Source organism: Ancylobacter sp. GW821-FHT10E12, from assembly GCF_058809335.1.
Genome location: NZ_JBXASN010000009.1, coordinates 259,094 through 278,288 on the forward strand (window position 1 = coordinate 259,094; position 19,195 = coordinate 278,288).

Consider the following 19,195-nt stretch of genomic DNA (forward strand, 5'->3'; position numbering starts at 1 on the left):
GCTATTTCGCAGAAACGCCATGTGCGGTGAGATGCTGCAAGAGTCCGGCCGAGGACCCGCTCAGCGAGGGCGACGCAATGCCGCTCTCCACTGCCGGCAGCAGCGTGTCGGCCAGTTCCTTGCCGAGCTCGACGCCCCATTGATCGAAGCTGTTGATGTCCCAGATCGCGCCTTCGACGAAGACGCGGTGCTCGTAGAGCGCGACGATGCGGCCGAGCGCATAGGGATCGAGGATGCCATAGGCCAGCGTCACCGACGGCCGGCTGCCGGGGAACACCCGGTGCGGCGCCAGCCGCGCGGCCTCCTCCGGCGCGACGCCCTTGGCGAGCAGCTGGTCGCGCGCCTCCTCCACCGTGCGCCCGCGCATCAGCGCCTCGGACTGGGCAAGGCAATTGGCCATCAGCATCGTGTGATGACGTTCGAGCCCCGGCTCATGGCCGCGCGCGGCCACCAGGAATTCCACCGGGACCGGATCCGTGCCCTGGTGGATGAGCTGGAAGAAGGCGTGCTGGCCATTGGTGCCCGGCTCGCCCCACACCACCGGCCCGGTGGCATGGGCGACCGGCGTGCCCTCGCGGGTGACGCGCTTGCCGTTGCTCTCCATGTCGAGCTGCTGGAGATAGGCCGGCAGTCGGGCGAGATGCTGGTCATAGGGGATGACCGCGCGGGTGGCGTAGCCGCTTATATCGCGGTGCCAGATGCCGATCAGCGCCAGCAATACCGGCAGATTGGATTCCAGCGGGGCGCTGGCGAAATGCGCGTCCATGTCGGCCGCGCCGTCGAGGAAGAGCCGGAACCCTTCGGCGCCGATGGCGATCATCAGCGGCAGGCCCACCGCTGACCAGATGGAATAGCGTCCCCCGACCCAGTCCCAGAACCCGAAGATCCGGTCCGGCGCTATGCCGAAGGCCGCCACCTTGTCGAGCGCGGTCGACACCGCCGCGAAATGCGCGCCGACCGCCGCCTCGCCCAGGGCCCCGACCAGCCAGGCGCGCGCCGAGCGGGCATTGGCCATGGTCTCCTGCGTGGTGAAGGTCTTGGAGGCGACGATGAACAGCGTGGTCGCCGGATCGAGCGATTTCAGCGTGTCGTAGAGATGCGCGCCGTCGACATTGGAGACGAAATGCAGCCGCGGCCCGTCGTGATAGGGCGCCAGCGCCAGCGTCGCCATGGCCGGCCCGAGATCGGAGCCGCCAATGCCGATATTGACCACATCGGTGAAGCGCTCGCCGCCGGCCCCGTTCACCGTACCGGCCCGCACCCCTTCGGCGAAGGCGCCCATGGCGGTGAGCACCGCCTCGACGTCCGCCATCACGTCGCGCCCGTCGACCGTCACCGGCGTACCCGGCCGGCGGCGCAGCGCGGTGTGCAGCACGGCGCGGTTCTCGGTGATGTTGATGCGATCGCCGGCGAGCATCGCGTCGCGCTTGGCCTCCACGCCGGTGGCGCGGGCAAGGTCGAAGAGCAGCGCGCGGGTCGCGTCGGTGAGCGCCGTCTTGGAATAGTCGAGCAGGAGATCGTCGAGACGCGCGGAAAAGCGCGAGAAACGATCGGGATCGGCGGCGAAAAGGCTGGCGAGGGTTGTGCTGGCTTCCTGGGTTTGGCGGTCGGCAAGCGTCTTGAATATCCGATCGACTTCTACGCTCATAAATATCTCCGGCTCTGGCAATCCAAGACAGCCTACGATTTCGCCGCGAGGCTGTCTTTCACCGCTTCAATCAATTGCTTCAGCGTAAAGGGCTTCGGCAGAAAACCGAAATCGGCGCCCTCGGGCAGGTTCTTGGCAAAGGCCTCTTCGGCATAGCCCGACATGAAGATCACTTTTATGTCGGGATAGGTGCGGCTCAGCTCTTTCAACAGCGTCGGCCCATCCATCTCCGGCATGACGACGTCGGACAGCACGAGTTGCACCGCCTTGCCGTGCTCCTCCATCACCTCCAGCGCCTCGACGCCCGAGCCCGCCTCCAGCACCTGATAGCCGCGCGAGACCAGGGCGCGGGCGGCAAAGGCGCGCACGGCTTCCTCGTCCTCGACCAGCAGCAGCGTGCCGCGCCCGGTGAGGTCGGCGGACCTGGCCGGCGCTTCCGGCTCGGCGGCCTTGACCGGCACGTCGGCCGCGTCCGGCACGTGGCGCGGCAGGAAAACGCGGAACACGGTGCCACGACCGGGGGCGCTGTCGACCTCGATGGTGCCGCCGGTCTGCTTGACGATGCCGTAGACCGTCGACAGGCCGAGGCCGGTGCCCTTGCCGACCTCCTTGGTCGAGAAGAACGGCTCGAAGATCTTGTCGACGATGTCGGCGGGAATGCCGGTGCCGGTGTCGGTCACCTCCACCAGCACATGGTCGGCGGCCGGAAGGCCGGCCTTGGTATAAGGCGCCGTCTCCGCCGCCGTCACATTGGCGGTGCGGATGGTCAGCGTGCCGCCATCCGGCATGGCGTCGCGGGCGTTCACCGCCAGATTGACGATCACCTGCTCGAACTGGTTGATGTCGGCCTTGACGGGCCACAGGCCGCGCCCTTCCTTCACTTCCAGCTTCACCCGCTCGCCGAGCAGGCGGCGCAGCAGCATCGACAGGTCGCTCATCACGTCGCCGAGGTTCAGCACCTGCGGGCGCAGCGTCTGCCGGCGGGAGAAGGCGAGCAGCTGCCGCACCAGGCCGGCGGCGCGATTGGCGTTCTGCTTGATCTGCATCACGTCCTGGAAGGACGGGTCGGTCGGCCGGCTATTGGCGAGCAGCAGGTCGGAATAGCCGATGATGGCGGTCAGCACATTGTTGAAGTCGTGGGCGACGCCGCCGGCGAGCTGGCCGACCGCCTGCATCTTCTGGCTCTGCGCGAACTGCGCCTCCAGCGTGCGCTGCTCGGTGGTCTCGATGGCGTAGACGATGGCGGCTTCCGCCTCCTCGCCGCCGTCCTCGACCGGCGCCAGATAGAAGCGGGCCGAACGGGCGCCCTCGCGCTGGAAGCCGACATCGACCGGGCCGGGCGGCGCGTGGCCGGTGAGCACCATCGCCAGCGCCGCCGACAGCGCCGGATGCGAGGCCTCGGCGGCGACGTCGGCGAGGCGGCGGGTCTGGCCGGCATCGGCGCTGCCGAACTGGCGGGCGAACATCGCGTTGGCCCGCACGATCTGGCCGTCGCGGTCGATGGTGGCGATGGCGATCGGCGAATTGTTGAAGAAGCGGGCGAAGCGCACCTCGGCCGCGCGCAGCGGATCCGCCTCGTTATCGGCGCGCGAGCGGTTGACGACGAGGGTGCGCGAGGCCCCCGGCGTGCCGTCGGCGGAAAAGGACACCCGGTGCCACAGGCGCACCGGCAGGCGCTGGCCGTTCTTGCGCTTGAGGTCGAGGTCGAACACCTCGGTGCGCACCCCGCCGGGCATCGGCGTCATGCCCGTCAGCAGCGCGGCGGAGGGGCCGGGCACGATATCGGCGACGGTCAGCCCGCCCGGCCCGAATTCGGCGAGATCGTAGCCCAGCCAGTCGACCAGCGTGGCGTTGATATAGTGGATGGCGCCGCCCGCCGCCGAGAAGAACCCGGCCGGCGCATGGTCGAGATAGTCGATGGCGTGCTGCAGCTCGAGAAAGGCGGTCTCCTGCCGCTCGCGCTCGCGAGTGAGGTCGCTCACCGTCCAGATCACCGCGCGTCCGGGGGCCGGGCGGGCGCCGAGCTTCAGCCAGCGCACCGGCGCGCCGGGCAGCCCGGCAATGCGCACCTCCTCGGAGACCGCGCGGCCCTCGCGCACGCCCTGCGCCAGCCGATAGACCGCCTCGGAGGCGTCGGGATCGGCGGTGAACAGCCGCTCGACCGGGCGGACCTCCTCCATCGAGGCGGCGCCGGTAATGGCGCGATAGCTCGCATTGGCATGCAGCACCCGGCCGAGGGCGTCGACGATGCTCGTGCCCTCGGGCGCGCCGTCGACGATGCGCCGGGCGAGTTCGTCGGCGGGATCGGGAACGCCGAAGCGCAGCAGCCCGGCGGCATAGGCGAAGAGCGCGAACACGCCGACCACCGAGAGCATGCTGAGCAGGCCGACGATCCAGGGATCGGCGTTCTCGCGGCCGAGCAGCAGCAGCGAGACCACCGCACCGACCAGCGCCAGCGCCACCGCCAGCACCAGCCGGATGCTGCCGCCGATTTCCGGACGGTCGAGGGAGGGATCGTCGGGTCCGCTATCCGCCATGTCCACGCCAGAAGCCTTCCTGCATCCGCCCGCTGCGAAGCGGTGCATCGGAAGACGGGTTAGTGATTCCCTTTGGTGCCCGAGCCCGCCCGCAGGGGCAAGGGCGGATTTGGCGCGCGGCGGCGTTTGCCCCCAGCACCCGGCATGTCGCGGGCCGGGCGAGCGGCCGCAGGGTTGCCGCAGGGCCGGTTCCGCTCCAAAAAGAGGCCAGCGATGCCCCGCGCATGCCGTCCCGGCGGATCCGTGCGGCACCAGGGAGACAAGCCTATGATCGATACGCTCTTCGCCAATGGCGGCCTGACGCCGGCCGGCACGCTCGCCGCCATCGGGCTCGGCCTGCTGATTCTCGTGATGCTGGTGATCCGGCTCAGCCGCCGGCGGCGGCGCCACGGCCTCGGAGCCGCCGGCCATCGGCTGGCGGTGCTCGACCAGGTGCCGATCGACGACACGCGCCGGCTGGTGCTGATCCAGCGCGACGATGTCCAGCATCTGGTCATTCTCGGTGGCGGCAGCGATTTCCTGGTGGAATCCGGCATCGGTCGCGCGCCTGCTGCCCGGCAGGCCGCACCGGCCGCCTCCGCCCCGGCCGTCGAGCCGGTGGCACCCGCTCGCCAGCCGAGCCCCGCGATCCGCGAGGAGAAGCCGCCCATCAAGGCGCCGGCCGCCCCCGCGACGGTCGCGCCAAAGCCCGCCATCATCCCGCCGACACCGCCCAAACCGGTGGCCGCCGCGACCGCCTTGGCCCCGACAGTCCCGAAGCCCGCCGCACCCGCGCCCGTCGCCGCACCCGCGCCGGTCCCGACCGTGCCCGTGTTCGATGCTGCCGAGGCGCAGATCACCGATGTCGAGCCGCCGCGCCCCGAACCCCGCCTGGACGTTCCGGCAGAACCGTCCCCCGCCCGCGCAGCGCCGCCGGCCGAACCCGTCGTCGACGAGACGCTGCTGACGCCGGGCAACGGCCGCGTCGCGGTGAAGCTCGACCCGCATTTTGCCGGCATGGTCGACCAGCTTGAAGCGACCCTGCGGCGGCCGGCAACGCCGGAAGCGCCCCCGCGCGCCGCGCCGACGCTCGGCCCGGCCGAGCCGGCCGTCGAGGCACCGCGCGGCGAAGCGCCGGCCGTTCAGCCGGCCCAGAGGCCGAGCGTCGTCGACGCCGATTTCGAGAATGAGATGGCGAGCCTGCTGGGGCGCAACCGCCGGCCATAACGCGAAAGGGCGGCCCGCCGGCATGGCGGACCGCCCTTTTCACGGTTTTCGGCTCCGACGTCGCTCAGTCGTCGCGATAGACGCGCTCACGGCGTTCGTGGCGCTCCTGCGCCTCGATCGACAGGGTGGCGATCGGCCGGGCTTCGAGACGCTTGAGCGAGATCGGCTCGCCGGTCTCCTCGCAATAGCCGTAGCTGCCGTCGTCGATGCGTTCGATCGCCGATTCGATCTTGGCGATCAGCTTGCGCTGACGGTCGCGGGCCCTGAGCTCGATGGCGCGGTCGGTTTCGGAAGATGCGCGGTCGGCGATGTCCGGGTGATTCTGGTTCTCGTCCTGAAGATGCTGAAGGGTTTCCTTCGCCTCGCGCAGGATGTCGTCCTTCCACTGAAGCAGCTTGTGGCGGAAATATTCCCGCTGCCGCTCGTTCATGAAAGGCTCGTCCTCGCGGGGGCGATACTCCTCGTCGATTACAACCGACATCGGCCTTCGTCCTCGTGTTACGGGGTATGCCCCTCTCGGGCGCAGCTTATAGCCTCCCCAATGTCGCCGTACAACCGTCCTGAACGTCATCCACATGACATGAAATGGCGGATTTTTCAGCAGCTTGCGCGGAAATTGCGGGCAGGCGCCGCTCGGTGTCGCACTTGGTCCGGCGCGAACCCGCGCTTAGGCTGGCCATGCGTTTGCGAGGGATGAGGCATGCGATTCGAAGGAACCTCCGCCTATGTCGCCACCGGCGACCTCAAGGTCGCGGTAAACGCCGCCATCGCGCTGGAGCGTCCGCTGCTCATCAAGGGCGAGCCGGGAACCGGCAAGACGGTGCTGGCCGCCGAGGTGGCCTCGGCGCTCGGTGCCCCGCTGATCGAGTGGCACGTCAAGTCCACCACCCGCGCCGCCCAGGGTCTCTATGAATATGACGCGGTCTCGCGGCTGCGCGACGGCCAGCTCGGCGACCCGCGCGTCAGCGACATCGCCAACTACATCAGGCGCGGCAAATTGTGGGAGGCGTTCACCGCCCCGGTGCGGCCGGTGCTGCTGATCGACGAGATCGACAAGGCCGACATCGAGTTCCCCAATGACCTGCTGCAAGAGCTCGACCGCATGGAATTCCATGTCTACGAGACCGGCGAGACGGTGCGCGCCGCCCGGCGGCCGGTCATCCTCATCACCTCGAACAACGAGAAGGAGCTGCCCGACGCCTTCCTGCGCCGCTGCTTCTTCCACTTCATCCGCTTCCCGGATGCGGAAACCATGCATGCGATCGTCGAGGTGCATTTCCCCGGCATCAAAAGCCGGCTGGTGGCCGAGGCGATGCGGCTGTTCTACGAGCTGCGCGAGGTACCGGGGCTGAAGAAGAAGCCCTCGACCTCGGAACTGCTGGACTGGCTGAAGCTGCTGATGAACGAGGATATCGAGCCCGAGACGCTGCGCGAGCGCGACCCGCGCCGTCTGGTGCCGCCGCTCGCCGGCGCGCTGATCAAGAACGAGCAGGACGTGCACCTGCTCGAGCGGCTCGCCTTCATGGCGCGGCGGGAGGCGCGATAGGCGCTCCCCGCAAATGAAAACCCCACCGGGCGGCAGCCCGGTGGGGTTTGATCGGTCGGGGGGTGATCGGTCGCAGGAGCCGTGGGCTCACCCGCCTCACTCGAAGCCGAGGAAGAAGGTATAGGAGAGCGAGACGCCCGCCTGGAACTGGTTGCGGTCGCCGTTCTGGACCACCAGCGGGCTGTCGGCGGCATCGCCCATCAGATATTTGTACTCGCCAAATACCGACCCGAGAATGTTCGGCGTGAAGCGCTTCATGACCTGGCCGCCGAAACCGACCGAATAGATGCCGCCACCGGCCTCATACGGGGTCAGGTTGTTGCCGAGGGAGATGGCCGCGTCGGATTCTTCCTGCGTGACGCCGAAATAGGCATCGGTATAGCCGGAGCTCGCCAGGGTCATGCGCGGACCCGCGGAAAGCGCCATGCCGCCCCAGAAGTCGGTGAAATGGATGGCATCGACAGCAAAGTCCGCCACGACGCCGTCAAAACCGCCGAAGCCATAGCGAAGCTCGGTGCGCAGGCGCAGCCAGTCGACCGGGTACCACTGGGCGTAACCGCCGATCTGGTAGGCGTAGTCGACATCGTTGAGGCCACGAAGGTCGGGCGAATCGCCCGCGTCGCGCTTCCAGTTGATCTGGCCGGCGATACCGGTCTCGAAATAGCCGGTATCGATAAGAGCGATGCTGGCGCTGTCGTTGAAGCTGCGGAAGCGGCTGAGATGGTCGGCGCGGGAGATCGAGAACAGCGGACGAAACGCGAATTCATAGTCATCGGAACCAGCGTAATCCGGCTGGGCCATGGCGTAGCCGCCGACGGTCACCGTCCATTGGCGATCAACCGGCTCTCCCGCCACAGGCGGGATGCCCACGGGGACGACCGCCGCCGGGTCGGCCGCGTGTGAAACCGTCGCGGAGCCGAGAATCCCCGCCACAACCACCAGTCCCGCAATACCGATCGACCGCATGTACCCAACCCTATGCCCGCGTTTCATTCCTGTCATAGACCAGCCTAGCCGAACTTTGGTTGCCGAAAAGTCACTTAACAAAAGTCGATTGCCATAGTCCGCTCCCGCCCCTGACGATTTGGCGCCGCATTGGCGGGGCAATCGGTCGGACCGCACCTATATAGACCGGGCCGTGCGTTCCCTTCCCTTGTGCGAGGCTCCCGCCCATGCTCCGCCTGATGCTGTTCCGCCATGCCAAGTCCGATTGGCCCGCCGGCGTGCCCGACCGCGAGCGGCCGCTCGCTCCCCGCGGGCGCAGGGCGGCGCCCGCCATGGGCGACTACATGGTCCGCTCGGGCCTGACCCCGGAACAGGTGCTGGTCTCGCCGGCCCGCCGCACGCTGGAAACCTGGGCGGCCGCCTCCGAATCGTGGGTCTCCCCGCCGGCGACCATCTATGAGGAAGCGATCTACGAAGCCGCGCCCGGCGAACTGCTCGATCTGGTCCGCCGGCGCGGCGCGGCCTCGCCACTGATGCTGGTTGGACATAATCCGGGAACCGAGACGCTGGCCGCGCTGCTTCTGGCGCCGGCCGAGCGCGACAAGCTGCCCGGCAAGTTCCCGACCGCCGCGCTGGCGGTCATCGAGCTTCCCTCCGAGCGCTGGAGCGATGCCAGCCCCGGCACCGGCACGCTGGAGCGCTTCGTCTCGCCGCGCAGCCTCGGCCTGCGGGAGGACTGAGCCCTTGGCCTCCTGGTACGAATCGCTGGTCGAGGAGGCGCGGCTCGCCGCCCTCACCTTGCTCGACCGCGCCGAGGATCTCGCCAATCCCACCTTGCGGCTCGGCATTACCGGCCTGTCGCGCGCCGGCAAGACGGTGTTCACCACCGCCCTCATCCACGCGCTGATGCGCGGCGAACGCATGCCGGTCTTCAGGGCGATGAACGAGGGCCGCATCGCCCGCGCCACGCTGGAGCCGCAGCCGGACGACGCGGTGCCGCGCTTCGACTACGAGGGCCACCTCGCCACGCTGGTCGACGAGCGGCGCTGGCCGGAATCGACCCGCCGCATCAGCGAGTTGCGCCTCGTCATCGACTACGCGCCGGCCCGCGGCGGGCGGCGCAGCCTCACCCTCGACATCGTCGACTATCCCGGCGAATGGCTGCTCGACCTGCCTTTGCTCGGCCAGTCCTATGCCGATTTCGCCGGGCAGAGCCTCAATCTCGCCCGCGCGCCCGCCCGTGCCGCGCTGGCCGCTCCCTTCCTCGCCGCGCTGGCGCAGATCGAGCCGGATGCGCCCGCCGACGAGACCGAGGCACGCCGGCTGGCGGCGCTGTTCACCGATTACCTCGCCGCCTGCCGCGCCGAGGCGGTGTCGATGAGCCTGCTGCCGCCCGGCCGCTTCCTGATGCCGGGCGACCTCGAAGGCTCGCCCGCCCTCACCTTCGCCCCCATCGATATCTCCGCCGGCACCGATGCGGCCTCCGGCTCGCTGCAGGCCATGATGGAGCGGCGCTTCGAGGCCTATAAGGAGCGCGTGGTACGCCCGTTCTTCCGCGATCATTTCGCCCGTCTGGACCGGCAGATCGTGCTGATCGACGTGCTCGCGGCGCTGAATGCCGGCCCGGCGGCCCTTGCCGACCTGGAGGCCGCGCTGGACGGCATCCTCGCCGCCTTCCGCATCGGACGGAGTTCGTGGCTGGCCTCGCTGTTCAGCCATCGCATCGACAAGGTGCTGTTCGCCGCCACCAAGGCCGACCATCTGCATCATGGCAGCCACGACCGGCTGGAGGCGATCCTGCGCCGGCTGGTGGAGCGGGCCCTGGCTCGCGCCGAAGGCACCGGTGCCGAGATCGACGTGGTGGCGCTCGCTGCCGTGCGCGCCACCCGCGAGGCGAGCGTGAAGCGCGGCCGCGCCACCCTGCCCGCCATCATCGGCGTGCCGGAGGCAGGGCAGCACGGCGCCGACGATTTCGACGGCCTCGCCGAAGCCGCCGTCTTCCCCGGCGACCTGCCGGACAACCCTGCCGCGCTGTTCGACCCGAAGCTGGGCTTTCGCGGACTGTCGGATGCGGAAGGCGGCGATTTCCGCTTCCTGCGCTTCCGGCCGCCGCTGGTGACGCGCAACGCCGAGGGACGCGCCCTCGCCCTGCCCCATATCAGGCTCGACCGTGCCCTCGACTTCCTGCTCGGCGACCGGCTGAGGTGATCATGACCGACAAGACCCGGACCGACACCACCCGGACCGACACGACACGCCGCCCCCAGGCCTTCCGTCTGGACGATCCCGACGTCGTGCTGGCCGAGGACGGCCGCCCCGCCCCGCGCGGCGCCATCGTCGTCACCCCGAGCGCCATGGCGCCGGAGCCGGAGGAAACGCCGCCGCTGCCCGTGCCGCCGCCGCGCACCTCGCGCTGGGGCGCGCTGTTCTGGTCTGGCCTCGGCGGCCTCGTCTCGCTCGGGCTTGGGCTGGCGGTCTCCAGGCTGATCGAGGACCTGTTCGCCCGCGCCGACTGGCTCGGCTATGCCGGGCTCGCCTTCACGGCACTTTTCGTCGTCGGCGCCCTCGCCATCCTCGGGCGCGAATTGTTCGGCCTGATGCGCCTGCGCACCCTCAACGCGCTGCGCGAGCAGGCGGCGGAGGCCATCGCCAAGGACGACCGCAAGCTGGCCGAGCAGGTGACAGGCGAACTCATGACGCTGGCCAAGGCGTCTCCTCGGCTGTTTCGCGCCCGCACCGAACTGGCGAGCCATCTCGACGCCATCATCGACGGTGCCGATCTCGTGCGCCTCGCCGAGCGCCACCTGATGGCGCCGCTCGATGCCGAGGCGACGCGGCTGGTGTCGGACGCCGCCAAGCGGGTTTCCGTCGTCACCGCCGTCTCGCCGCGCGCGGCGGTCGACCTGATCTTCGTGCTGGTCACCGCCATCGGCCTCGTGCGCCGGCTTGCTCTTCTCTATGGCGGGCGCCCCGGCGCGCTCGGCATGATCCGGCTGTTCCGGCAGGTGGTCGCCCATCTCGCCGTCACCGGCGGCATGGCGGCCGGCGATTCCATCATCCAGCAATTGGTCGGCCACGGGATCGCCGCCAAGCTCTCCGCCCGGCTCGGCGAGGGCGTGGTCAACGGCCTGCTCACCGCCCGCCTCGGCCTCGCCGCCATCGAGGTGACGCGGCCGCTGCCCTTCGCCGCCCTGCCGGCCCCGGCCATCTCCGACGTCGCGTCCGGCCTCATCACCCGGAACCCGAAGGAAGAGGAAAAAACGCCGGTTGGGCAAGGTGGAACGCCGGCTCCCTGAATCGAGATGTCAGGACGCTGAATCAATCCGGCGGCACGTCATCAAGCTTACTTTTTGAATCAAAAATTAACCATATAAATCAAAATCATATCGTCATTTTCTGAATCCATGTCTTCACCCGCCGCGTTGAGACAGGTGCTTGGCGTGCTCGGCGCCGCATCTCTGAATCAAAACATGAGGCGGCAGAATCCTCGCCGGACACGCGGGTCGGATCATCTTGCGAGAAGACTGAATCAATATCTGCACATTCCTCTGCAATACATTGATTCATATCTCCTTTACAGAGATCCAGGACATCGCTTCAACGCGCGTGCGGTGCCCTAGCGCGACAGGCCCCGCATCGCCGCGTCGAGGCCTTCCAGCGTCAGCGGAAACATCCGCCCATCCATGGCCTGGCGGATCATCTGCACCGACAGCATGTCGTCCCAGTCACGGCGCGGCAGCGGATTCAGCCACACCGCGTGCGGGAAGGCCTCGGTGACGCGCTTCAGCCAAACCGCTCCCGGCTCCTCGTTCATATGCTCGACCGAGCCGCCGGGATGGCTGATCTCATAGGGGCTCATCGCCGCATCGCCGACGAAGATCAGCTTCCAGTCCGGCGGGTAGGTGCGCAGCACCTCGACCGTCGCCGTCCAGTCGTTCCAGCGGCGGGAATTGTCCTTCCACACCCGCTCATAGAGGCAGTTGTGGAAATAGAAGTGCTCGAGATGCTTGAAGGCGTCGCGGGCGGCGGAGAACAGTTCCTCGCACTGGCGGATATGCCAGTCCATGGAGCCGCCGACGTCGAGGAACAGCAGCACCTTCACCGCGTTGCGCCGCTCCGGCCGCAGCTTCACGTCGAGATAGCCGGCCTGCGCGGTGGAGCGGATGGTGCCGTCGAGATCGAGCTCGTCCGCCGCCCCGGTGCGGCCGAAGCGGCGCAGGCGGCGCAGCGCCACCTTGATGGTGCGCGAGCCGAGCTCGGCCCGGTCGTCGAGGTCGCGAAAGGCACGCTGGTCCCACACCTTCACCGCCCTGTTGTGGCGATTGCCCTCCTGCCCGATCCGCACGCCTTCCGGGTTGTAGCCGTAGGCGCCGAACGGTGAGGTGCCGGCGGTGCCGATCCATTTCGATCCGCCCTCGTGCCGGCCCTTCTGCTCCTCGAGCCGCCGGCGCAGCGTCTCCATCAACGCGTCCCAGCCACCGAGCGCCTCGATCGCCCGCCTGTCTTCCTCGGAGAGATGGCGCTCGGTCAGCTTCTTCAGCCATTCGGCGGGAATGTCCGCCGCCTCGACCGCCTCGCTCATCAGCTCGAGCCCGCGGAAGGCATGGGCGAACACCCGGTCGAAGCGGTCGAGATGCCGCTCGTCCTTCACCAGCGCCGCGCGGGCGAGATGATAGAAGTCCTCGACGCGGCGCCCGGCCAGGTCGCGCTCCATCGCTTCCATCAGCATCAGATATTCGCGCAGGCTCACCGGCACCCCGGCGACCCTCAGCTGGTGGAAGAAGTCGATGAACATCGGGTCGGCCCGCTTGGCTGCATGGTCGGCCCGATCTTAGCGGGCACCGGCCATCAGGCGGAAGCGCCCGAGATCATCGCCTCAGCCCTGATGTGCCGGCGTGCGCACGATGAGCCCGTCCAGCGCCGCAGTGATCTTGATCTGGCAGGACAGGCGCGAGTTCGGCTGCACGTCGGAGGCGAAGTCGAGCATGTCCTCCTCCATCGGCCCCGGCTCGCCGACGGTCGCGGCCCAGGCCTCGTCGACATAGACATGGCAGGTTGCGCAGGCGCAGGCGCCGCCGCATTCGGCATCGATGCCCGGCACGCCGTTGCGGATCGCCGCCTCCATCACCGTGGAGCCGACAGGTGCATCCACCGCCCGCTCGGTGCCGGCAGCGTCGATATAGGTGATTTTCGGCATGGCTGAGGTTCGATGGAAAAAGAACAAATTCAGGGTGAGATGACTAGATAGACCTGCCTGACGGCGAACGCCAGACGCCGAAGGACGCAGAAGACCCCGCCGCGCCGCGACGGTGCGTCGGCCGCTGCGCTTTGAAAACAAAGCGTTACCAGGCATGGTAAACAGGCCGTTAACGATAACCTCAATCAGGCGATTAACCCCAGTTCCATTTTTATCGGGCACAAGCGTAGGATACGAGTGCGGTGAACCGACGATCCGGCAAGGCGTTTTCCGGCATTTGAGCCGGCCCGGCGCGTGTATTGCGCCAGGAACGCCCTAATTGGACCGTCGGAGAGCCGCATACCCCGGCACGACGGCGACCGCCGTTCGGAGTTGCGTAAGGACCGGAGGCGACAGCCTATGTCGACGAGCACGAAGAAAGTGCATCAGGATCCTGCCGAAGCAGCGCTTTCGGCAATTGAAGAGGCCCTGAGCCTTGACCTCGGCAACGAGGACGAGGTGGCACACGCTGATCGGGCGAACGCCGCTGACGCGAACGCACCTGCCGAATGGTCCGGCAGCGAACGGATCGAGGAGGCACCGGCCGCGCGCACCTCCACCGAGGACAGCCAAGACCTGCCCCCCGCCCGCGAGCCCGACGGCCCGCGGATCGAGGTGCGCTCGCGTGACGATTTCGAGGAAAATCTCGATTTCGATACCGACGGCTCGATCACTCACGATATCGAGCTCGGGGAGTTCGACAGCCCGCTGGCCGACTTGCAGGACCAGGAAGACGAGCCGGTGGCAAGCCGCCTCGGCCCGCCGCCGATCCTCGGCATCCCGCGCCCGGAATTCGCCGACGCGCCCTCCGCCGCGCCTGCGGCCTCCCGCCCGGAATCCGCGCCGGCCGCCGCCGGCCCGCGTGCCGCCAATGACGATCGCCAGACCATCGGCCAGCTGCTGGCAGCGCTGCAGCGCCGTCCCTCGCCGACCCCCTATTATGTCGCCGCCGGCGCATCGGCCGCGTGGCTCGCGGCGGGCGGCGGGCTTGCCGCCACCCAGCTCGGCACCGCCGGCCTCAGCCTGTCGGGCATGCTGACCTCGCCGGCGGCGCTCGCCGTGGCCGCCGGCCTCATCGTGCCGCCCGCCTTCTTCTTCATGATGGCCGCCATGGCGCGCCGCATGCAGGAAATGCGCATCGTCGCCTATTCCATGGCGCAGGTCGCCGTGCGCCTCGCCGAACCCGCCGCCGCCCCGAAGGAGAACATCGCCGCCGCCGCTCCGGCCCCGCGCAGCGAGGCCGCCGCCATCGTCGACGACGGCATCGAGCGCAGCATCAGCCGCGCCGGCGAGATCCAGACGCTGGTCCGCGCCGAAGTCGCCGAGCTCGAACGCGCCTATGACGACAACGAGGCGCGCATGCGCCAGCTCATCGAGCGCCTGCAGTCCGAGCGCGAGGTGATTCTCTCGCACGCCGAGCACATCCGCGAGGCGATAGCCTCGGCGCATTTCTCGTTCACCCACGAGGTGGACGGGGTCAGCGAGCGCATCCACACCACCGTCACCGATGCCGCCGACCGGGTCACCACGACGCTGTCGGAGAAGGGCGAGCACATCACCCTCGCCCTCGGCCGCGTGGGCGACACCATCATCGACGCGCTGTCCGACAAGGGCGGCGACCTCATCGACCGCCTCCAGGCCACCGGCGCCGACGTCAACACCAACCTGTCCGGCGCCAGCGACGCGCTCATCTCCACCCTCACCGGCCAGACCGAAGAGATCACCAACCGCCTGTCGAACGTCACCGCCGATCTCGCCTCCACGCTGGCGAGCCGCACCGACGAAATCGGCGACCGCCTGATGCGCACCGCCGGCGAGCTCGCCGACGTCGTGACCAGCCGCACCGACGAGATGGGCGCCAAGCTCACCGCCACCACGCTCAATCTCACCGAGACGCTGACCGCCCGCTCCAACGACATCACCGACGCCCTGGTCGGCACCGGCACCCGCCTCGCCGACGAGATCGCGATCCGCGCCAGCGAGGTCAACCAGACCCTCAAGAGCACCGGTGACTCGCTGGTTCTCGACCTGTCGATGCGCGGCGGCGAGGTGGTGCGCAAGCTGGAAGAGACCGGCTCGCGCGTCGCCGATACCATCACCGTGCGCGGCGACGACCTCGCCGACCGCATCGCCGATACCAGCAACCGCATCTACGACACCATCGCGGTGCGCGGCGGCGATCTCGAGCGCCTGCTCGGCGAGACCGGCGAGCGCGTGGTCCACCAGATCACGCTCGCCAGCGCCGGCGTGCACGATGCCTTCGCCGAATCCGCCGAGCAGCTCGGCCAGGATCTCGCCCAGCGCGGCAATGCGGTCGGCGACCAGCTGGCCGCCGTCGGCGCCGAGGTCGCCCAGACCATCGCCCAGCGCGGCCAGCGCGCCAACGACCAGTTCCGCGAGACCGCCGAAGGACTCTCCGCCTCGCTCGTCGCCCGCAGCGACGCGGTGCGCGAATTGCTCACCTCCCGCATCAAGGCGATCGAGGAGACCATCTCGGTGCGCGGCAACGAGCTGGCCGACCGCATCGGCTCCGACACCGCCCTGCTCGGCCGCCAGATCACCGACGGCCTGCGCGATTTCGACACCGTGCTGCAGACCCACGGCTCGGACATCGTCGAGCGCATCACCGAGCGGGTGGAGATCATCGCCCGCGCGATGGACGTGAACCTCGCGGGCTTCGACGACCAGGTCACCGCCAAGACCGAGCAGGTCACCGCTTCGCTCGACCTGCGCCTCGCCAATATCGAAGGCGTGCTGGATCGCGGCATGGAAGGGCTCAACGACACGCTGTCGAGCCGCACCGTCGAATTCGCCAAAACCATGACCGAGGGCGCCAAGCTCGCCACCGAGGCGATGGACAAGTCGCTGAACGTTCTGGACGGCTTCTTCACCGACCACGCCAAGGAAGTGACCGAGACGCTCACCGAGCGCATGGACGTGGCCGCCCGCACCCTCACCGACGGCGCGCGCATGGCCAATGACGCCATGAGCCAGTCGCTGGCGGTGCTCAACGGCTTCTTCGAGGATCGCGCCGGCGCCGTCACCGAGGAGCTCAGCCAGCGCATCGAGCAGGCCGACCGCACCCTCGCCGCCCGTGCGCAGGAGATCGCCCAGACGCTCGACACCCGCGTCAACCGCTTCGAGGAAACCGTGGTCGGCCGCATCGAAAGCGTCGCCACCTCCGTCGAGGTACGCGGTGCCGCCATGGCCGACCTGCTGGGCCAGCGCATCGGCGCCGTCGCCGGCCAGCTGCGCGGCGAAGCCACCGATATCGAGCAGAACCTCACCGCGCTCATCGACAATGTCAGCCGCACGCTGGTCGACCGCGCCGGTGACGTCGCCACCATGTTCGACGCCCGCACCGACGAGATCGGCCGCCTGCTCGACGAGCGCGGCAACGGCCTGCTCGCCGCGCTGGAAGACCGCAGCGTCGGCATCACCAGCGAGATCGGCCGCGCCTCCACCGATCTGCTGGCCTCCATCGACGATCATCGCGACAATCTCGTCCAGGCGCTGGATCGCACCCGCTCCGGCGCGGTGGAAGACATCCTGCGCGCCAGCGAGGAATTGCTGCACACGCTGGAAACGCGGTCGGACGTCATCGTCTCCGCCTTCGAGGCGACCACCAGCGATCGCTCCGAGCAGCTCATGCGCATGAGCGACGACGTGCTGAACGCCGTCGAGGCCCGCACCGCCGGCATTCTCGATGCCTTCCAGCGCTCCACCGCCGGCGCCGCCGGCGACATGGCGCGGGTGGGCGACGACCTCATCTCCAACCTGCAGAGCCAGAGCGGGGACGTCGTCGCCGCGCTCCAGCAGGTCGGCGGCAACCTCACCGAGGAGATCGCCCGCAATTCCGCGACCCTGGTCAACGATCTCGACGGCCGCAGCGCCCAGCTGGTCGAGGTGCTGCGCCAGACCAGCGACGTCACCTCCGCCGAGTTCGTGCGCCTCACCGAGGAATTCGTCCGCGCGCTCGACGATCGTGGCGGCACCATCGTCGACACCGCCCGCCAGACCGCCGAATTCGCCGCCGCCGAGCTTGCCCGCGTCAGCGAGGACTTCGCCCTGTCCCTCGACGGGCGCGGCGAGGCCATGGTCGGCGCCGCCCGCCACACTGCCGAAGCCGCCGCCGCCGAACTCGCTCGCGTCAGCGAGGACTTCGTCGCCACGCTCGACGGGCGCGGCGAGGTCATGGTCGGCGCTGCCCGGCAAACCGCCGAAGTCGCGGCCGCCGAGCTCGCCCGCGTCAGCGACGCCTTCGTGGAATCGCTCGACGGACGCGGCGAAGCCATGGTCCAGGCCGCCCGCCAGACCGCCGAGGTTGCGGCAGTCGAGCTCGCACGCCTCAGCGACGAACTGGTCCACGCGCTCGACGGGCGCGGTGAAGCCATCGTCGACGCGGCCCGCCAGACCACCGACTACGCCGCCGGCGAGCTCGCCCGGCTCAGCGAATCCTTCGTCGCCGCCCTCGACGGACGTGGCGAGGCCATTGTCGGCGCCGCCCGCCAGACCACCGACTACGCCGCCGCCGAACTCGCCCGTCTCGGCGAGGAACTCGCTGGCACCCTCGACGGACGCGGCAACGCCATCGTCGAGGCCGCCCGCCAGAGCGCCGAATTCGCCTCCTCCGAACTCACCCGCATCGGCGAGGAACTGGCCGGCACCCTCGACGGCCGCGGCAACGCCCTGGTCGATGCCGCCCGCCAGACCGCGCAAGCCACCTCCGCCGAACTCGCACGCATCAGCGATGAGCTGGTCCAGGCGCTCGACGGCCGCGGCGGCGCCATCGTCGATGCCGCCCGCCAGACCGCCGAATCGACCGCCTCCGAGCTCGCCCGCATCAGCGAGGAACTGGTCCACACGCTCGACGGCCGCGGCGGCGCCATCGTCGACGCCGCCCGCCAGACCGCCGAGTTCGCCTCCTCCGAACTGGCGCGGCTCAGCGAGGAATTCACCGCCGCCCTCGATGGACGCGGTTCGGGCATCATCGAGGCGATTTCCGAGAGCGGTCGCGCCGCGGTCGCCGAGATCGCCGCCACCAACGAGGCGCTCAAGGGCGACGTCTCCGGCCTGCTGGTTCGTCTCGGCGAGGTCAATGTCCAGCTGCAGGACGTGCTAGCCGGCTCGACCTCCAACCTCGCGGAGATCGAAAGCTCGATCTCCGAGCGGCTCAACAGCTTCCGCACCACCGTCTCCACCATCGAGGATGCGAGCCGCCTCGCCTCCGGCCGCATGGACGAGCAGATCCGCGACCTGCGCGCCGTCTCCACCGACGTGCTGCAGGACGTCGCCGGGCTCAGCCAGAAGTTCAGCGAGCAGGCCGGCATCATCACCGAGGTCGCCACCGCCCTCGGGTCGGCGCATGAGAATCTCGACGAGACGCTCGGCGGCCGCCACGAGGCCCTGATCTCCCTCGCCGACGCGCTCAAGGCCCGCACCGGCGAACTCGACGGCACGCTGGCGGAATACACCCGCGCGCTGGACGACACCTTCGCCCGCGCCGAGAGCCGGGCAGCCGAGCTTGCCCGCAGCATCGTCGAAAGCGCCGGCACCTCCACCAGCGCCGTCGTGGAGCAGCAGGAGAAGCTGCGCCAGTCGGTCGAGGCCGAGCGCGAGCGCACGCTGGCCGAGCTCAACCGCACCTATGAGCAGGCGGTCGGCGAGGTCAACGCGCTGATGACCAAAGCCAATGAGGGCTTCTCCGGCACTGCCGCCGAGCTTCGGACCTCCGCCGCCGACATCCAGCGCGTGCTGGAGACCACCCGCGAGGAGCTGAAGCGCGGCATTCTCGAACTGCCGGAAGAGACCGAGGCCAGCGCCGCCACGCTCCGCCGCACCGTGAGCGAGCAGATCAAGGCGCTCGCCGAGCTCAACGACATCGTCTCCCGCCACGGCCGCGCGCTCGATATCGACACCGGCTCGCGCGCTCGGCAGGCTGCTGCGGCCGCCCCGGCCGCCCCGGTGCGCGCGCCGGCGGAGCCGGTCCGCACCGAGCCCGCGCGAGCGGAGATGCCGCGCCGTGCGGAAGCTCCGCGTCCGGCCGCACCGGCCCGTGCCGAGCCGCGCCCGGAGCC

At 69.2% G+C, this 19,195-nt stretch carries 12 protein-coding genes; 6 read left to right on the forward strand and 6 right to left on the reverse strand.

Annotated features, from left to right (window positions below; genetic code table 11):
- Position 1 precedes the first annotated feature (1 nt).
- Complete coding sequence (gene pgi, locus AC1RU4_RS14800) at positions 2–1,648, reverse strand: glucose-6-phosphate isomerase (RefSeq protein WP_492891850.1); 1,647 nt, start codon at positions 1,646–1,648, stop codon at positions 2–4.
- 32 nt (positions 1,649–1,680) lie between these two features.
- Positions 1,681–4,185 carry a cell cycle histidine kinase CckA gene (gene cckA, locus AC1RU4_RS14805; RefSeq protein WP_492891871.1) on the reverse strand — a complete coding sequence of 835 codons (2,505 nt, stop codon included), beginning with the start codon at positions 4,183–4,185 and terminating at the stop codon, positions 1,681–1,683.
- A gap of 267 nt (positions 4,186–4,452) precedes the next feature.
- Here cckA and AC1RU4_RS14810 point away from each other — a divergent pair, with 267 nt between their 5' ends.
- Positions 4,453–5,391 (forward strand): hypothetical protein, encoded by a 939-nt coding sequence (locus AC1RU4_RS14810; RefSeq protein ID WP_492891851.1) that lies wholly within the window; start codon positions 4,453–4,455, stop codon positions 5,389–5,391.
- A 64-nt stretch (positions 5,392–5,455) separates the two neighbouring features.
- Here the strand turns inward: AC1RU4_RS14810 and dksA are convergent, their stop codons facing one another.
- Entirely contained in the window at positions 5,456–5,872 is a 417-nt protein-coding gene (gene dksA / locus AC1RU4_RS14815; RefSeq protein ID WP_492891852.1) for an RNA polymerase-binding protein DksA, read from the reverse strand.
- A 219-nt stretch (positions 5,873–6,091) separates the two neighbouring features.
- Between dksA and AC1RU4_RS14820 the strand changes: the two genes are divergently transcribed.
- Positions 6,092–6,937 carry an AAA family ATPase gene (locus tag AC1RU4_RS14820; protein WP_492891853.1) on the forward strand — a complete coding sequence of 282 codons (846 nt, stop codon included), beginning with the start codon at positions 6,092–6,094 and terminating at the stop codon, positions 6,935–6,937.
- 96 nt (positions 6,938–7,033) lie between these two features.
- On the opposite strand, the gene AC1RU4_RS14825 is transcribed toward AC1RU4_RS14820, so the two are convergent.
- Positions 7,034–7,903: a MipA/OmpV family protein gene (locus tag AC1RU4_RS14825; RefSeq protein WP_492891854.1), complete on the reverse strand. Its 870-nt coding sequence runs from the start codon at positions 7,901–7,903 to the stop codon at positions 7,034–7,036.
- 206 nt (positions 7,904–8,109) lie between these two features.
- On the opposite strand from AC1RU4_RS14825, the gene AC1RU4_RS14830 reads away from it, so the two are divergent.
- The 3 genes from AC1RU4_RS14830 to AC1RU4_RS14840 are packed head-to-tail and all read left to right on the forward strand — an operon-like array spanning position 8,110 to position 11,178.
- Positions 8,110–8,622: a SixA phosphatase family protein gene (locus AC1RU4_RS14830; protein WP_492891855.1), complete on the forward strand. Its 513-nt coding sequence runs from the start codon at positions 8,110–8,112 to the stop codon at positions 8,620–8,622.
- A 4-nt stretch (positions 8,623–8,626) separates the two neighbouring features.
- Positions 8,627–10,090, forward strand: coding sequence for a YcjX family GTP-binding protein (locus AC1RU4_RS14835; protein WP_492891856.1), 1,464 nt, complete (start codon positions 8,627–8,629; stop codon positions 10,088–10,090).
- Between the two features lie 2 nt (positions 10,091–10,092).
- A complete protein-coding gene (locus tag AC1RU4_RS14840) occupies positions 10,093–11,178 on the forward strand; it encodes a YcjF family protein (protein ID WP_492891857.1) in 1,086 nt (361 codons plus the stop codon).
- A gap of 320 nt (positions 11,179–11,498) precedes the next feature.
- Here the strand turns inward: AC1RU4_RS14840 and AC1RU4_RS14845 are convergent, their stop codons facing one another.
- Positions 11,499–12,677 (reverse strand): vWA domain-containing protein, encoded by a 1,179-nt coding sequence (locus tag AC1RU4_RS14845; protein WP_492891858.1) that lies wholly within the window; start codon positions 12,675–12,677, stop codon positions 11,499–11,501.
- Positions 12,678–12,758: 81 nt separating this feature from the next.
- Positions 12,759–13,079 carry a 2Fe-2S iron-sulfur cluster-binding protein gene (locus AC1RU4_RS14850; RefSeq protein WP_492891859.1) on the reverse strand — a complete coding sequence of 107 codons (321 nt, stop codon included), beginning with the start codon at positions 13,077–13,079 and terminating at the stop codon, positions 12,759–12,761.
- A 498-nt stretch (positions 13,080–13,577) separates the two neighbouring features.
- Between AC1RU4_RS14850 and AC1RU4_RS14855 the strand changes: the two genes are divergently transcribed.
- Positions 13,578–19,195 (forward strand): apolipoprotein A-IV repeat region-like domain-containing protein (locus AC1RU4_RS14855; protein ID WP_492891860.1); only part of this gene is annotated, 5,618 nt, incomplete at its 3' end.

Coding starts and splice junctions, on each gene's coding strand:
- pgi (WP_492891850.1), bottom strand. CDS start 1,648: ATGAGCGTAGAAGTCGATCGGATATTCAAGACGCTTGCCGACCGCCAA.
- cckA (WP_492891871.1), bottom strand. CDS start 4,185: ATGGCGGATAGCGGACCCGACGATCCCTCCCTCGACCGTCCGGAAATC.
- AC1RU4_RS14810 (WP_492891851.1), top strand. CDS start 4,453: ATGATCGATACGCTCTTCGCCAATGGCGGCCTGACGCCGGCCGGCACG.
- dksA (WP_492891852.1), bottom strand. CDS start 5,872: ATGTCGGTTGTAATCGACGAGGAGTATCGCCCCCGCGAGGACGAGCCT.
- AC1RU4_RS14820 (WP_492891853.1), top strand. CDS start 6,092: ATGCGATTCGAAGGAACCTCCGCCTATGTCGCCACCGGCGACCTCAAG.
- AC1RU4_RS14825 (WP_492891854.1), bottom strand. CDS start 7,903: ATGCGGTCGATCGGTATTGCGGGACTGGTGGTTGTGGCGGGGATTCTC.
- AC1RU4_RS14830 (WP_492891855.1), top strand. CDS start 8,110: ATGCTCCGCCTGATGCTGTTCCGCCATGCCAAGTCCGATTGGCCCGCC.
- AC1RU4_RS14840 (WP_492891857.1), top strand. CDS start 10,093: ATGACCGACAAGACCCGGACCGACACCACCCGGACCGACACGACACGC.
- AC1RU4_RS14845 (WP_492891858.1), bottom strand. CDS start 12,677: ATGTTCATCGACTTCTTCCACCAGCTGAGGGTCGCCGGGGTGCCGGTG.
- AC1RU4_RS14850 (WP_492891859.1), bottom strand. CDS start 13,079: ATGCCGAAAATCACCTATATCGACGCTGCCGGCACCGAGCGGGCGGTG.